The 14,789-nt window shown below is 46.3% G+C and carries 14 protein-coding genes; 12 read left to right on the plus strand and 2 right to left on the minus strand.

Features of this window, described 5'->3' with window-relative positions; genetic code table 11:
* Nucleotides 1-6: 6 nt before the first annotated feature.
* The 12 genes from ilvN (at nucleotide 7) to CPIN_RS09705 (ending at nucleotide 12,646) form a co-directional block, all read left to right on the plus strand.
* A complete protein-coding gene (gene ilvN / locus CPIN_RS09655) occupies nucleotides 7-597 on the plus strand; it encodes an acetolactate synthase small subunit (RefSeq protein ID WP_012789594.1) in 591 nt (196 codons plus the stop codon).
* A 38-nt stretch (nucleotides 598-635) separates the two neighbouring features.
* A complete protein-coding gene (gene ilvC / locus CPIN_RS09660) occupies nucleotides 636-1,679 on the plus strand; it encodes a ketol-acid reductoisomerase (protein ID WP_012789595.1) in 1,044 nt (347 codons plus the stop codon).
* A 127-nt stretch (nucleotides 1,680-1,806) separates the two neighbouring features.
* Nucleotides 1,807-3,063 carry a threonine ammonia-lyase gene (gene ilvA, locus CPIN_RS09665; RefSeq protein WP_012789596.1) on the plus strand — a complete coding sequence of 419 codons (1,257 nt, stop codon included), beginning with the start codon at nucleotides 1,807-1,809 and terminating at the stop codon, nucleotides 3,061-3,063.
* A 157-nt stretch (nucleotides 3,064-3,220) separates the two neighbouring features.
* Nucleotides 3,221-4,174: an NADP-dependent oxidoreductase gene (locus tag CPIN_RS09670; protein WP_012789597.1), complete on the plus strand. Its 954-nt coding sequence runs from the start codon at nucleotides 3,221-3,223 to the stop codon at nucleotides 4,172-4,174.
* A 131-nt stretch (nucleotides 4,175-4,305) separates the two neighbouring features.
* Nucleotides 4,306-5,436, plus strand: a complete 1,131-nt coding sequence (locus CPIN_RS09675; protein WP_012789598.1) for an NAD(P)/FAD-dependent oxidoreductase — start codon at nucleotides 4,306-4,308, stop codon at nucleotides 5,434-5,436.
* 120 nt (nucleotides 5,437-5,556) lie between these two features.
* Complete coding sequence (locus CPIN_RS09680; RefSeq protein WP_012789599.1) at nucleotides 5,557-7,263, plus strand: sodium/sugar symporter; 1,707 nt, start codon at nucleotides 5,557-5,559, stop codon at nucleotides 7,261-7,263.
* A 51-nt stretch (nucleotides 7,264-7,314) separates the two neighbouring features.
* Nucleotides 7,315-8,796: a xylulokinase gene (locus CPIN_RS09685; RefSeq protein ID WP_012789600.1), complete on the plus strand. Its 1,482-nt coding sequence runs from the start codon at nucleotides 7,315-7,317 to the stop codon at nucleotides 8,794-8,796.
* Between the two features lie 65 nt (nucleotides 8,797-8,861).
* Nucleotides 8,862-10,190 (plus strand): xylose isomerase, encoded by a 1,329-nt coding sequence (xylA, locus tag CPIN_RS09690; protein ID WP_012789601.1) that lies wholly within the window; start codon nucleotides 8,862-8,864, stop codon nucleotides 10,188-10,190.
* Nucleotides 10,191-10,474: 284 nt separating this feature from the next.
* A complete protein-coding gene (locus CPIN_RS09695) occupies nucleotides 10,475-11,425 on the plus strand; it encodes an aldose 1-epimerase (protein WP_012789602.1) in 951 nt (316 codons plus the stop codon).
* Nucleotides 11,426-11,491: 66 nt separating this feature from the next.
* The gene (locus CPIN_RS09700) at nucleotides 11,492-11,677 is read left to right on the plus strand and encodes a CsbD family protein (RefSeq protein ID WP_012789603.1); all 186 of its coding nucleotides are present in this window, start codon (nucleotides 11,492-11,494) and stop codon (nucleotides 11,675-11,677) included.
* Between the two features lies 1 nt (nucleotide 11,678).
* Nucleotides 11,679-11,828: a lmo0937 family membrane protein gene (locus CPIN_RS38605; protein WP_012789604.1), complete on the plus strand. Its 150-nt coding sequence runs from the start codon at nucleotides 11,679-11,681 to the stop codon at nucleotides 11,826-11,828.
* A gap of 98 nt (nucleotides 11,829-11,926) precedes the next feature.
* The gene (locus CPIN_RS09705) at nucleotides 11,927-12,646 is read left to right on the plus strand and encodes a carboxypeptidase-like regulatory domain-containing protein (protein ID WP_012789605.1); all 720 of its coding nucleotides are present in this window, start codon (nucleotides 11,927-11,929) and stop codon (nucleotides 12,644-12,646) included.
* A 285-nt stretch (nucleotides 12,647-12,931) separates the two neighbouring features.
* Here the strand turns inward: CPIN_RS09705 and CPIN_RS09710 are convergent, their stop codons facing one another.
* Complete coding sequence (locus tag CPIN_RS09710) at nucleotides 12,932-14,026, minus strand: S1C family serine protease (protein WP_012789606.1); 1,095 nt, start codon at nucleotides 14,024-14,026, stop codon at nucleotides 12,932-12,934.
* Nucleotides 14,027-14,074: 48 nt separating this feature from the next.
* Nucleotides 14,075-14,650 (minus strand): RNA polymerase sigma factor, encoded by a 576-nt coding sequence (locus tag CPIN_RS09715; protein WP_012789607.1) that lies wholly within the window; start codon nucleotides 14,648-14,650, stop codon nucleotides 14,075-14,077.
* Nucleotides 14,651-14,789: the final 139 nt, after the last annotated feature.

Here is a 14,789-nt window from a genome sequence, read left to right on the forward strand (position 1 = left end):
AACACTATGCAAAAAGAATATACAATAACGGTTTATACGGAAGACAGGATTGGTATCACCAGTCGTATAACCGTTATTTTCACCCGCCGTGGAATAAATATCACGAGTCTTACAACGGCTGAAACAGAGATTCCTGGCGTATATAAGTTCATCATCACCGTGCTTTCTGAAAAAGAAAAACTGGTGAAGATCGTAGGTCAGATCGAAAGACTGATCGAAATCCACCGTGCATTTGTACATGAAGAAGACGAAGTGGTATACCAGGAACTCGCGCTGTACAAGATCTCTACAAAGGCGCTGCAGAACGGTAATATCGAACTGCTGATCCGTGAGAACAATGCACGCATCCTCACGATCACTGAAGACTACTTCGTACTCGAAAAAACCGGTCATCAGCAGGAGCTGATCGATCTGCAGGCAAAGCTTGCACCATACGGTCTGATCGAATATACCAAAAGTGGAAGGGTTGCCATTATCAAATGGAGCCGCCGTTTCCACGATCACCTGAAGGAGCTGGAAACACAGCGTCCTGACAACCTGAAGCAGGCTACTTATAAAGAACACACAGAAGTGTCTGCAGAAGAAGAAAGTATCTAGTTTACAATATTTATAAAAAAAACAAACACTATCAAAACATGGCAACCATCAATTTTGGAGGGGTACTGGAAGACGTAGTAACCAGAGAAGAATTCCCAATGGAAAAAGCTAGAGAAGTGCTGAAAGATGAAGTGATAGCTATCATCGGTTACGGCGTACAGGGTCCCGGCCAGGCACTGAACCTGAAAGATAACGGTTTCAACGTGATCATCGGTCAGCGTAAAGACTCTAAAACCTGGGATAAAGCTGTTGCTGACGGCTGGGTTCCTGGTCAGACGTTGTTCGAAATCGAAGAAGCTGCTCAGAAAGGTACGATCATTCAGTTCCTGTTGAGTGATGCCGGTCAGATCGCACTGTGGCCTACACTGAAACCACACCTGACTAAAGGCAAAGCTTTATATTTCTCCCATGGTTTTGGTATTACTTATAAAGACCAGACTAACATTATTCCTCCTGCTGACGTGGATGTAATCCTGGTAGCCCCTAAAGGTTCCGGTACTTCCCTGCGCAGACTGTTCCTGGCTGGTCAGGGTCTGAACTCCAGCTTTGCTATCTACCAGGATGCAACCGGTAAAGCACGTGATCGCGTTATCGCACTGGGTATCGGTGTTGGTTCAGGTTACCTGTTCGAAACAGATTTCAAAAAAGAAGTTACTTCTGACTTAACAGGTGAGCGTGGTACCCTGATGGGTGCTATCCAGGGTATCTTCGCTGCTCAGTACGAAGTACTGCGCAAGAATGGTCACTCTCCATCTGAAGCATTTAACGAAACAGTAGAAGAACTGACACAGTCTCTGATGCCGCTGGTTGCTGAAAACGGTATGGACTGGATGTATGCTAACTGTTCTACTACCGCTCAGCGTGGTGCGCTGGATTGGTGGAAGAAATTCAAAGAAGCAAGCCAGCCGGTATTCGAAGAACTGTATGCAAGTGTTGCTGCAGGTAAAGAAGCTGCACGTTCTATCGCATCTAACAGTACTCCTGACTATCGTGATAAACTGAACGAAGAACTGAGAGAACTGCGCGAAAGCGAAATGTGGCAGGCTGGTGCTGCGGTAAGAAAACTGCGCCCAAATAACTAATCAATACAATTAGGAATTAGGAATTAGGGAATTAGGAATTGATAATGCAGCGGAGATTGTCTTCACTGATCCCATTTGAATCCTGATCTTTAATTCTTAATTCCTAATTCTTAATTCCCAATTAATAATGTCCCAGGTACTAACAAGCGTGAATCCGCTCAACATACTCGATGCAGCGGTGAAGTTAAAACCTGTGGTGAACCGTACCCCGCTTACTTACAGCGCCACGCTCTCCCGCAGGTACAATGCAGATGTCTATCTCAAAAGAGAAGACATGCAGATTGTAAGATCTTATAAATTGCGTGGGGCATACAACCTGATTAGCAGCCTGGATAAAGAAACGCTGTCAAAAGGAGTAACCTGTGCCAGCGCGGGTAACCATGCGCAGGGCTTTGCCTATGCATGCCGCCAGCTGGATATTAAAGGCGTGTGTTTCATGCCGATCATTACGCCGAAACAAAAAGTCAACCAGGTAAATATGTTCGGTGGCGAGAACATCGAAATCAGACTGGTAGGCGATACATTTGATGATTGTGCGGCAGAAGCCCAGGCTTTTACCAAAGCACACAACATGACTTTCATTCCTCCTTTCGATGATGCAAAGATCATTGAAGGACAAGGTACCGTAGCTGTAGAGATTCTGGAAGACCAGTCGAAGATCGATTATGTGTTCGTGCCTATTGGTGGCGGCGGACTCGCGGCAGGTGTCGGTACTTATTTTAAAACATACAGTCCCCATACACAGATCATTGGCGTGGAACCGGAAGGCGCTCCGTCTATGAGTCGTGCACTGGAGGCAGGCGAGCCAGTTACACTGAGCGAGATTGAGCGTTTCGTGGACGGTGCTGCCGTAAAAAGAGTAGGTACGCTGAATTTCAGTATCTGCAAAGACGTTCTGACAAAAATGCAACTGGTACCGGAAGGGAAAGTTTGCTCAACTATATTAAGGCTGTACAATGAAGACGCTATCGTGGTGGAGCCTGCAGGGGCACTGTCCATTGCGGCGCTTGATTATTTCGCGAAAGAAATTGAAGGCAAAAAGGTAGTTTGTGTTGTCAGCGGCAGCAACAACGATATCGACCGTATGCAGGAGATCAAGGAACGTTCCCTGTTATACGAAGGTCTGAAACACTACTTCATCATCCGCTTCGTACAGCGCCCAGGTGCACTGAAAGAATTCGTGAACCACGTGCTGGGACCTAACGATGATATCACCCGTTTCGAATTCATTCAGAAACACAACAAGGAAACCGGCCCCGCACTGATCGGTGTGGAACTGAAAAACAGGGAGGATTATGATATCCTGTTGGCTAATTTCCGCAAGTATAATATTCACTTCACTGAGCTGAACAAGGACGATAATCTGTTCGGCTACCTGGTTTAAGTACAAGACAGTAGCGATCTCCGCTGCATTCAAATTCTTAATTCCTAATTCTTAATTCTTTAGGGGGCATTATGTTTTGGTTATAAAACATAATGCCCCTTTTGCATATGTCACAATTACCGTTTTTATCGCTAATTTGAAGACAAAATCTGCAAGTATGAGTAATTTTATGCAGGCGGCTGTATTGCCTGAGTTCGGGCCGGCCACTGCTTTCAGAATTGAGAAAGTAGCGATACCCCTGCCGGGAGCCGGGGAAGTACTGGTCAAAGTAAAGGCCATCGGATTGAACCCTGTTGATTTTAAAACCCGTTCCGGAAAAGGATATGCGTCGTTTCAGACACTGCCAGCCATTTTGGGCTGGGATATAGCCGGTGAAGTAGTGAGTGTGGGTGAAGGCGTAAGTAAGTTTATTACCGGCGACCGTATATTCGGTATGAGTAACTTCCCTAATCCCGGTAATGCATATGCAGAGTATGCAGTCGTTCAGGAAGATGAGTTTGCCATTATACCTAAAGATATTTCCTTCGAGGTAGCCGCAGGTACCCCACTTGCCGGACTGACCGCCTGGGAAGCCCTGTTTGATCATGCCGGTATCACCTGGGGACAGCGTGTCCTGATCCAGGCAGCCGCCGGTGGCGTAGGCCATATTGCTGTACAGCTGGCCAAATGGAAACACTGTTTCGTGGCAGCTACCGCTTCTGCTGCCAATCATCCCTTCCTGGAACAGTTAGGCGTCGATCAGCTGGTCGATTATAAAACACAAAAGTTTGAAGAAGTGCTGGACGGCATGGACGTTATCATTGACGGCATGGGTGGCGAAACCGCACTCCATTCTCTTGATATACTCAATCGTGGCGGCATACTGGTATCCTTACCGAGTATGTACAAAGATGATCCTGCGGTGATTGCCAAAGCAAAAGAAAAAGGAGTAGAAGTGAAATGGATGTCCGTAAGACCATCCGGAGAAAGAATGGAACAATTAGCTGCACTACTCAGTAATAACCGCCTGAGAGTGGAGATAGGCCAGACTTTCCCGCTGACTGACATCGTAAAAGCGCATCAGGCACTGGAGAACGGACATGGAAGAGGTAAAATAGTGCTAACAGTGTAGCGAGAATGGACAAAGGATTGAAGATTGATTAATGTCAGTTTGACATCTAAAAATAGTGTACATTTGAATACACAATACATCGCGGGTTCCGACGTTTTGAAAAACAGGCTGTTACGGCCAAAGCAGAAAGCATGTTAAGCTATTGGGAAAAACAAAGCCTTTTACAATACGACTATATCATTGCGGGCAGTGGTATAGTGGGGCTTTCTACTGCCGTAAGTCTGAAGGAAAAACTGCCGGCCGCGCATGTACTGGTACTGGAAAAAGACGTACTGCCTACCGGCGCCAGTACAAAAAATGCGGGTTTTGCCTGTATCGGTAGTCTGACGGAACTGTTATCAGACCTGCAGACGATGCCTGCCGAAGAAGTCATCGCCCTCCTGCAGATGCGCCGTAATGGTTTACAGCTGTTGCGTAAGCGGATCGGGGACGAGTATATGGAGTACCGGGAAAACGGTAGTCATGAATTGATCGGAGCACAGGAAGAACATACACTCACGGAAATAGACCGGGTAAACGCCCTGCTGCGACCCTTACTGGGCGGCGAGGCGTTTACACTGGTGAATCATAAGATAGCGGGTTTTGGCTTCAACAACCAGTATGTAAAAGCCCTTATCAGTAATAATTACGAAGGAGAACTCCATACCGGGCGGATGATGCGCTGTCTGATAGACCTCGCCATTGCCAAGGGAGTGGAAGTCAAAACAGGTTGCACGGTCAGCCGCCTGGAAGATCTGCAGACGGGAGTACGCGTAGTCGTACCCCGGAGCAATGGAGAGGAGATCGGTTTTATGGCCAGGAGGGTAGCGGTATGTACCAACGCTTTTGCCAGAGAACTGATGCCGGATATTGACCTGCAACCGGGAAGAGGACAGGTGCTATTGACCAATGTGATTCCGGACCTTCCCTTCAGGGGGGTATTTCATATGGAAGAGGGTTATTTTTATTTCCGGGAGCTGGACGGCAGGGTGCTGTTTGGCGGTGGCCGGAACCTCGATTTCGAAAAAGAAGCCACAACAAGCTTTGATCTTAACCAGGAGATACAACAGCAATTGGAAAACCGGCTCCATGACATTATCTTACCAAAGCATTCCTTTATGATTACTGACCGATGGACAGGCATCATGGCTTTTGGAAAGACCCGCCAGCCTGTGATACGGTTCTATACCCGCAACATTATATCGGGTGTCCGGATGGGCGGTATGGGTGTCGCAATAGGTTCCGCTGTAGGAGAACAACTTTCTTCTCTTCTGACTGAATAAAAATGAAAAACAAATAAATATGCCCAACACGTAGTGAAAAATTTTAAACGTAAATTTTACGTTTATTAAAAATGTTGCTATATTGATTCCTAATTTAATTACCACGTACCACGTTTTTTTATGCAAAAGAGTTTACAATTCCTCGATTATGTTGTTTTCTTAGTGTATTTCGTGATTGTTGCCGGTTACGGTCTCTATATCTACAAAAAGAAAAAACGCGAAACAACAGATTCCAAAGACTTCTTCCTGGCCGAGGGTTCCCTTACCTGGTGGGCTATTGGCGCTTCCCTGATTGCTTCCAACATTTCTGCGGAGCAGTTCATCGGGATGGCCGGTTCCGGTTTTAACATAGGTCTGGCTATCTCCACATATGAGTGGATGGCGGCTGCAACGCTGATCATTGTTGCGGTTTTCTTCCTGCCAATCTATCTGAAGAATAAGATCTATACCATGCCGCAGTTCCTGCTGACCAGGTATAATAAAACGGTAAGTACGATCATGGCCGTCTTCTGGCTGTTGCTGTACGTGGTGGTAAACCTGACTTCTATCCTTTACCTGGGTGCACTGGCGGTGAATACAATCTCCGGTATTCCTTTCTTCGTGTGTATGACCCTGATTGCGGTTTTTGCGATCATAATCACACTGGGTGGTATGAAGGTAATTGGTTATACAGACGTTATCCAGGTGTTCTTCCTGATCTTAGGTGGTCTGGTAACGACTTATCTGGCATTGAGCCTGGTATCAGAGCATTTCGGTGAAACCGGTGTAATGAAAGGCTTCTCCCTGATGACTAAAAATGCAGAAGAGCATTTCCATATGATCCTGAAAAAGGATAACCCGCATTACCTTGATCTACCCGGTCTCACCGTACTGGTAGGTGGTATGTGGATCGTAAACCTGAACTATTGGGGTTGTAACCAGTACATTACACAACGTGCATTGGGTGCAGATCTGAAAACAGCGCGCAGCGGTCTGCTGTTTGCCGGTTTCCTGAAACTGCTGATGCCTGTGATCGTGGTATTGCCTGGTATCGCAGCTTATGTATTATATAAAGAAGGCGTGTTCTCCTCTGAAATGATGAAAGCTGGTGAACTGAACCCTGACAACGCTTACCCAGTGCTGATGAACCTTCTGCCTGCCGGTATGAAAGGTCTGGCTTTCGCAGCGCTGACAGCAGCGGTGGTAGCGTCTCTGGCAGGTAAAGCCAACAGTATCTCTACTATCTTCTCTCTCGACATCTATAAAGAAATCTTCAACAAGTCAGCAGGTGAAAAAGAGATCGTGAATGTAGGCCGTGTTGTGGTAATTGTTGCCATGATCCTCGCTATCATTATCTCTCCGTTCCTGGGTATCGATAAAAAAGGTGGTTTCCAGTTCATTCAGGAATACACCGGCTTCGTATCGCCAGGTATCTTCGCGATGTTCCTCTTAGGTTTCTTCTGGAAAAAGACGACCTCCAATGCGGCATTGTTCGCAATGATCGGTGGTTTCTTAATGTCTATCTTCCTGAAATTCCTGCCTAACTGGACTGACCTGTCTTCACTGTATGACCTGGGTATGGCAGTACCTAACGCAGCAGGCGTTTATGAAATTCCGTTCCTCGATCGTATGGGTATCGTGTTTGCCGTGTGTGTGGTAGGTATGATCATTATCTCTATCGCGGCTCCTGCCAAGAAACAGGTGATTGTTGGTGGTACGCTGGTAACTGCGGGTGAATCAAAAGGACTGGAAGTGGATGCTTCCATGTTCAAACCTTCTACCGCATTCACCGTAATCGCATTGCTGATATGTGGTATCCTGACAGCGCTGTACACTATCTTCTGGTAGTCGTCGGCAGCTGTAACAAATTAACCATCAAGAAACGAAGAAGATTGCACTATGAGATATACGATTGGATACGATATCGGTTCCTCCTCTGTGAAAGCGGCACTGCTGGATGTGGAAACGGGGAAATGTCTGGCCACAGCGATCAGTCCTGCACAGGAAATGCCTATGCTGGCGCCTGTAGCCGGATGGGCAGAACAAGACCCGGAAATGTGGTGGCAGGAGGTTCAGCATGCTACAAAAAAACTACAGCAACAGCACCCCTTTGACGGGAGTGCTGTTGCCGGTATAGGAATCGCCTACCAGATGCATGGTCTGGTATGTGTGGATAAAGACCAGCAGGTGCTGCGTCCTTCTATCATCTGGTGCGACAGTCGTGCCGTTGAAATAGGGAATGAGGCTTTCAATAGCCTGGGACATAACTGGTCCTTACAATACCTGCTGAACTCACCCGGTAACTTTACAGCCTCCAAGCTGCGCTGGGTGCAACAACATGAACCAGAGATCTACAACCGTATCCACAAAGTGATGCTGCCCGGCGACTTTATCGCGATGCGGCTCACCGGTGAAGCGGCTACTACCATCTCTGGCCTGTCAGAAGGTATATTCTGGGACTTCAGCGGCCGGCAGGTCTCTCCTGTATTGTTAAAACACTATAATATTGATGAAAAGCTGTTGTCGGCGATCGTACCGACATTCGGTCTGCAGGGAAAAGTAAGCGCACAGGCAGCGGCCCTTTTGGGAATAGCAGCCGGTACACCGGTTACTTACCGCGCAGGTGATCAGCCTAACAACGCTTTCTCGCTCAATGTACTGAAGCCCGGCGAAGCCGCTACTACAGCAGGTACTTCCGGTGTAGTCTACGCTGTACACGATCACATCGCTTTTGATGAAGAAAGCCGTGTGAATACCTTCGTGCATGTGAATGACTCAAAAGAAGATCCACGCAACGGTGTACTGATGTGCCTCAATGGTACAGGTATTCTGAACAGCTGGTTAAGACAGGCCACCGGCAACCTCGACTATAATGAAATGAATACACTGGCAGGCAAAGCGCCGGCCGGTTCCCGTGGATTACAGATCTATCCTTTTGGTAACGGAGCAGAACGCATCCTGAGCAATAAGGAAACAGGAGCCGTATTCAATGGTCTCAACTTCAATATACACAGCCGCGAACACCTGTTACGCGCAGCACAGGAAGGCATCGTGTTTGCCCTGAAATATGGTATGGATATCATGACCGATATGGGTCTGAAAATTCAGCGCGTAAGGGCAGGACAGGCCAACATGTTCCTTAGTCCTCTTTTCCGTGAAGTATTTGCCAACACCGCGAATGTAGTGATCGAACTGTATAATACAGACGGTGCACAGGGAGCGGCCAGGGCTGCCGGAATAGGGGCCGGACTTTATAGTGAACAGGACGCATTCCGCGGCATGGAATGCCTGGCTACCATAGAGCCGGATGCCCCATTGCAACAACAGTACGCCGGTATCTACGACCAGTGGCTGCAAGGCTTACAGCGCATTATTAAGTAACTGAATTACACGTTAGCAGTTACACATTACATACACACACGTATTGGTTCAAAAAAAGAAAGACAATGAGTATTACTTTAGGGAATCAGGAGTACTTCAAAGGCATTGGTAAAATCGCCTATGAAGGACCTCAGTCAACAAATCCGTTTGCCTACAAATGGTATGACGAGAACAGAAAGATCGGTGGTAAAACCATGAAGGAACTGTTTCGTTTTGCAGTCTCCTACTGGCACACCTTCTGTGGTACCGGCGGAGATCCGTTCGGTCCGGGCACCAAGGCTTTCCCCTGGTTAACTGCCACTGATGCAGTGCAGAGTGCGAAAGATAAAATGGATGCTGCATTCGAATTCTTCACCAAACTGGGTGTTCCTTACTACTGCTTCCACGATGTGGATCTGGTAGATGAAGGCGCATCGATCAGCGAGTACGAAAGCCGTATGCAGCAGATCGTGGAGTATGCAAAAGAAAAACAAAAAGCCAGCGGTGTAAAACTGCTGTGGGGTACTGCGAATGTGTTCAGCAATCCGCGTTACATGAATGGTGCTGCTACCAATCCGGACTTCGCTGCTGTTGCCTATGCAGGTACCCAGGTGAAAAACTCCCTGGATGCAACGATCGCACTGGGTGGTGAAAACTACGTATTCTGGGGCGGCCGTGAAGGTTACATGACCCTCCTGAACACCGACATGAAGCGTGAACAGGAACACCTGGCCCGCTTCCTGACAATGGCAAAAGATTACGCGCGTAAACAGGGCTTTACAGGTACCTTCTTCATCGAACCTAAGCCTTGCGAACCTACCAAACATCAGTACGATTATGATGCTGCGACCGTAATCGGCTTCCTGCGTCATTTCGGACTGGATAAAGACTTCAAATTGAACCTGGAGGTAAACCACGCAACCCTGGCAGGTCATACCTTCCAGCACGAACTGCAGGTTGCTGCCGATGCAGGTATGCTGGGCAGTATCGACGCAAACCGTGGTGATGCACAGAACGGCTGGGATACTGACCAGTTCCCGATGAACCTGAACGACATGGTTGAGTTCATGCTGGTGATCCTGGAAGCTGGCGGCTTCTCCGGCGGTGGTGTGAACTTCGATGCGAAAACACGCCGTAACTCAACTGACCTGGAAGACATCTTCCATGCACATATCGGTGGTATTGATTCCTTTGCACGTGCCGCCGTTATCGCAGAAAAAGTGCTGGAACAGTCTCCATACAAACAGTTCCGCAAAGACCGTTACGCTTCATTCGACAGCGGTAAGGGTAAAGATTTCGAAGCTGGTACCCTGACACTGGAAGATCTGCGCAGCTTTGCCGTAAGCAATGGCGAGCCTAAGCATATCAGCGGTAAACAGGAATGGCTGGAGAATATCATCAATCAGTATATCTGATCGATTAATTAGGAATTAAGAATTAAGAATTAAGAATTAAGAATTAAGAATTAAGAATTAAGAATTAATTCGAAATGTCTTATTCCTGTTTATAATAAAGCAAAAAGGGAGCAGTTCTTCAGATTGTAAGAGCTGCTCCCTTTTAATCTTATTGAAGGCTGTTACGCTCAATTCTTAATTGTTAATTCTTAATTCTTAATTGAATTAGCTGCTGTCAGTAGCGGCCATTAAAATAAAGTTTGTTGTAACTTACCATATAAGGCTTGTTAAACAGACCATAACACATGTTTTCCATAGAACAATTTCATAAAGACGGTTTTGATATCATTGCGTTAAAAGACGATCTCAATGATATACAGGTGGAGATTATTCCTGCGCATAGTGCCATGTTACATGCTTTCAGGATACCACATGGTGCAGAAGAACTGAACATTATTGACGGGTATAGCAGTCTGCAGGACTATCAGACGAATAACGCGGAGTACTTTAAGGGCGCGAAGCTAAGCCCTTTTGCCTGTCGTATTCCCGATGGCCGCTATGAATGGGAGGGAAAGGAATATGTCATTGAGAAGACAATTGCTCCCGGCAGCTGGATCCATGGTTTATTATACGATGTAGCGTTTGAAATAGTGCAGTTGCAGGCGAACGAAAGAAACGCGGTAGCTACATTGCGTTATCAGTATAAAGGAGAAGATAAAGGATATCCGTTCCCGTATGATTGTGAAGTGACTTATAGTTTACAACCAGACATCCGCCTGCAGATAAGTACTACCATTAGTAATCGTGCATCGACCGCTATACCGCTGATGGACGGCTGGCATCCTTATTTCACAACTGGTACGCCTATGGATGACATGGAATTGCAGTTCGCATCGGAACAGATAGTGGAATTTAATGCGCAGCTGATTCCAACAGGTAAGGTACTGCCTTATGACAGGTTTCTGGAATCTTCTCCGCTGGAAGGTATTCCGCTGGATAACTCCTTTCTGCTGAACTTCGACCAACATGCTTCTTCCTGCACGCTGAGAGACCCTTTAAAACATATTGCGATCACTTTTTACCCGGATGGCAGCTATCCTGTATTGCAGCTATATATCCCGCCACACCGCAGGAGTATTGCGATTGAGAACCTGACAGGGCCATCCAATGCCTTTAATAATGGTATGGAGCTGATTGTACTACCAGCGGGCGAAAGCAGGACTTTTAGTACGGGTATATCTGCCGCTGCCTGGTAGAAAAAAGTCTCCCTTGGCATAGTCTTTGGAACTTTACCTGTATTGTTCACCCAAAAAAGATATGTTATGGATACTTTAGAAATCAAGGGCAAATGGAATGAGCTTAAGGGCCGTATTAAGCAGCAGTATGCTGATCTCACAGACGATGATCTGCTGTATGAAGAAGGTCAGGAAGATCGTTTGATTGGAAAACTCCAGCAGAAATTAGGCAAGTCACGTGATGAAATTATTAAACTCTTAAAATCTGCGTAAAATGGGAAGTCTGTTATATATCATAGCTGTAATACTCATTATAGGCTGGTTGTTAGGTTTCTTCGTTTATTCCGCAGGTGGGCTGATCCACATCCTCCTGGTAATTGCGATCGTAGCCATCCTCCTTCAGATCATAAGGGGGTCAAGATGAGTCTATTTTTTTAAATATCATGCGAAACCTCTCAAATACTGAGAGGTTTTTTTCGTTATTTTTTTAGGATATTGCTTGTAGAATAACTCATCAGCTACATGAAAAGACTCATTACCGGAATATTATTCCTGTTCTGCTGCTGCAGCCTGCTGGCTGTAAAGGTACAGGCGCAGGTAACAGTGACGGGAACTATTATGGACAAGGAAAACAAGCTTGTCCTTCCGTATGCAAGCGTAACCAACAAGAGCACGGGCCGGCGTTCCTATTCAGACAAGGGAGGTTTTTATAAGATCTCTGCCAGTCCGAAGGACGTCATTGTATTCTCCTTTCTGGGGTATAAGTCCGATAGCCTCGTTGTTATACAAGCCAGCGGTACGGAAACCCGGAATGTTTCTCTCGTGGTCGAAGCCCGTCAATTGCATGGGGTAAACGTCGGTGCACAGTATAGTCCATATCAGGCGGACTCCATTTCCCGAAGGGAGCAGTTTGGTTATATCCTGGATAAGAAGGATATGCCACTGGCTGGTGGGAATACGCCGGTAGGAGCGGGGATTGTCTTTAGTCCTTTTACCCGGTATTCCAGAAAAGAGAAACAAAAACGTGAGTTTAAGAAGATTTTTGCGAAGGCGGAGCAGGAGCGCTACATAGATTCCAGGTATACGGCGGCCTTTGTGAGCAAAGTGACCAGCCTGAAGGGCGATTCTTTACAGTTGTTTATGCGGGACAACCATCCTGACCATAATATGCTGAGAACGATGCCGCAGGAAGACCTGATCTATTGGATTACGGATAAATACAAGGCATGGAAAAAGAATTAGGAATTAGGAATTAGGAATTAAGAATTAAGAATTAAGAATTAAGAATTAAGAATTAAGAATTAAGAATTAGGAATTAACTCAAAACGTCTTACTCCTGATCAAAAAAATAATGAAGTAAAAAGGGAGCGGCTCTTCAAACTGAAAGAGCCACTCCCTTTTACTTTATTATAAGCCATTTGCCTCAAATTCTTAATTGTTAATTCCTAATTCTTAATTGAATTAGTAACGGCCACCCTGTTTCCAGAGTGGCCGTTTGCATGCAGAGGCCAATAGAAAAATATCTTATCAATTATAGACTTTCACCATGTAAACAAAGTCTTCCAGTTTCTTCACCTGCTCTACGCGGCTCAGTCCTTCGAGTTTATTGTTTTTATGGTTCCATTCTTTTTTAGGCAGTTTGTCTTTGGGCATTTGTTCCAGCAGTCTTTTCAGGTGTGCTGATTTTACCGCGAAGGCGATGCCGTCAGCAGTCGTCTGTTTGCCGGTTACGATACCTACTACGTCACCTTTGTTGTCCATCAGCGGAGCACCGCTGTTACCGGGGTTAACCGGGATAGACACCTGGTAGGCGGCGCTGTCACCGTTGAAGCCGGTCTGAGCGCTGATGTAACCTTCTCCGTAAACGATCTCATCTCTTGGGTAACCCAGGGTAAAGACCTGTTCACCACGCATGGCGCGCTGTGGTTTCAGAGAGTAAGGCAGTGGCTGACCTTTAAAGGTAGAGTCTGTGATTTTGAGGATGGCCAGATCGGCGGTAATATCCTCAAATACGCTGGCTGCTTTAAAGGCTTCTCCTTTGGTATTCTGTATATAAATAGAGTCAGCCCCTGCAATGACGTGGTAGTTAGTCACTACATAACCGTTATTAGATACGGCAAACCCGGTGCCACCATAAGTGCCGGGGTTGGCAGGTGCTTTTTTGGAGCTGTTAATATCATTAATAAGGGCGTTCTGGGAGCGCTGAATGTGATTCAGTACACGTCTTACGTCCTCGTATTCGGCAGTAGTCTTTTGTCTGCTCGCTCTTTGCATAAATGCAATGGTAGACACAGAGGTCAGCAGGGCAATACCGGCTGCTGCAGCCATGTTGAGGAGCAATCTTCTGCTGATGGAGAATACTTTCTTTGGTTCCGGCGTTGACGAAGGTGCAATTGATACATGTTTATTAGCCAGACCAGCATGGATCTTATCCATTTTTTCCTGCAACGCTGACCTGCGTCCAAAATACGCCAGCTGTGTAATGAGCTGCTGATGTGCCAGCACCTGCTCATTGACCGCCGGGTCGGACTGGCGGAGCGCTTCGAAGGCAGTTTTTTCCTGCTCGTTCATTTCGCCCTCCAGGTAGCGTTCAATATCACGTATCAATGAAAATTCGTTCATCCCTGTAACCGCTTTTGCAGATCTGTCAGGTGTTACACCTGTCAGGTCCTAAGATTTATATTGTTCGAAAAATAGTTTCTTGAGTCGCATCAGGCATTTATACTTCTGATTCTTGGCATTTTCTGAGTTCGTGTAACCGAATTTCTCAGCAATGTCCTGCATCGAGAGTTTCCTGACATAATAATCTTCAAGGATGGTTCTGCAGGGTTCCCCCATGCTGCCCATTGCCTTTTCCATGATTCTGAACTGCTGGTCTTTCTCTTCGTGCTCGGCGATGCCGTTTGTGTCATCGGCGGGTAGTACCTCTTCCAGTTCTTCGGGGAGGGGCAGTTGCCAGCTTCCCGTTTGTAACCGTTTCAACCACATGTGACGGCAAACTGCATACAGGTATGTTTTCAGTTTGCTATAAAGGTCAAATTCTCCTTTCTGGGCTTTTTCGTATAAAACGATCATAGCCTCCTGGAAAAGATCTTTAGCGTCATCTTCAGACCCTTTATACTGTAAAACCATTCTTAATATAGAAGGATAATTCTCCGTATAGATGGTCGCCAGCGCTCTGTCGTCATTCCTGGTTAATCCCAGTAGTAATTCCCGATCCCGTTCTATGTTCTGATTATGCTTCACTTATTAATACGATTAAATGGCTTTGGTAACCCAAAGTAGCAGAAAAAAATTCCAAATCCCAAATCGGGCAGAACACTTGTCTTTTTAAGGGGGATTCCCGACCCTGATTCATATATGGTTTGGTGCCTATATATGAAAA

The sequence above is a fragment of the Chitinophaga pinensis DSM 2588 genome (genome assembly GCF_000024005.1).
In the GTDB taxonomy this organism is placed as follows: Bacteria; Bacteroidota; Bacteroidia; order Chitinophagales; family Chitinophagaceae; genus Chitinophaga; species Chitinophaga pinensis.

Coding starts and splice junctions, on each gene's coding strand:
- ilvN (WP_012789594.1), top strand. CDS start 7: ATGCAAAAAGAATATACAATAACGGTTTATACGGAAGACAGGATTGGT.
- ilvC (WP_012789595.1), top strand. CDS start 636: ATGGCAACCATCAATTTTGGAGGGGTACTGGAAGACGTAGTAACCAGA.
- ilvA (WP_012789596.1), top strand. CDS start 1,807: ATGTCCCAGGTACTAACAAGCGTGAATCCGCTCAACATACTCGATGCA.
- CPIN_RS09670 (WP_012789597.1), top strand. CDS start 3,221: ATGAGTAATTTTATGCAGGCGGCTGTATTGCCTGAGTTCGGGCCGGCC.
- CPIN_RS09675 (WP_012789598.1), top strand. CDS start 4,306: ATGTTAAGCTATTGGGAAAAACAAAGCCTTTTACAATACGACTATATC.
- CPIN_RS09680 (WP_012789599.1), top strand. CDS start 5,557: ATGCAAAAGAGTTTACAATTCCTCGATTATGTTGTTTTCTTAGTGTAT.
- CPIN_RS09685 (WP_012789600.1), top strand. CDS start 7,315: ATGAGATATACGATTGGATACGATATCGGTTCCTCCTCTGTGAAAGCG.
- xylA (WP_012789601.1), top strand. CDS start 8,862: ATGAGTATTACTTTAGGGAATCAGGAGTACTTCAAAGGCATTGGTAAA.
- CPIN_RS09695 (WP_012789602.1), top strand. CDS start 10,475: ATGTTTTCCATAGAACAATTTCATAAAGACGGTTTTGATATCATTGCG.
- CPIN_RS09700 (WP_012789603.1), top strand. CDS start 11,492: ATGGATACTTTAGAAATCAAGGGCAAATGGAATGAGCTTAAGGGCCGT.
- CPIN_RS38605 (WP_012789604.1), top strand. CDS start 11,679: ATGGGAAGTCTGTTATATATCATAGCTGTAATACTCATTATAGGCTGG.
- CPIN_RS09705 (WP_012789605.1), top strand. CDS start 11,927: ATGAAAAGACTCATTACCGGAATATTATTCCTGTTCTGCTGCTGCAGC.
- CPIN_RS09710 (WP_012789606.1), bottom strand. CDS start 14,026: ATGAACGAATTTTCATTGATACGTGATATTGAACGCTACCTGGAGGGC.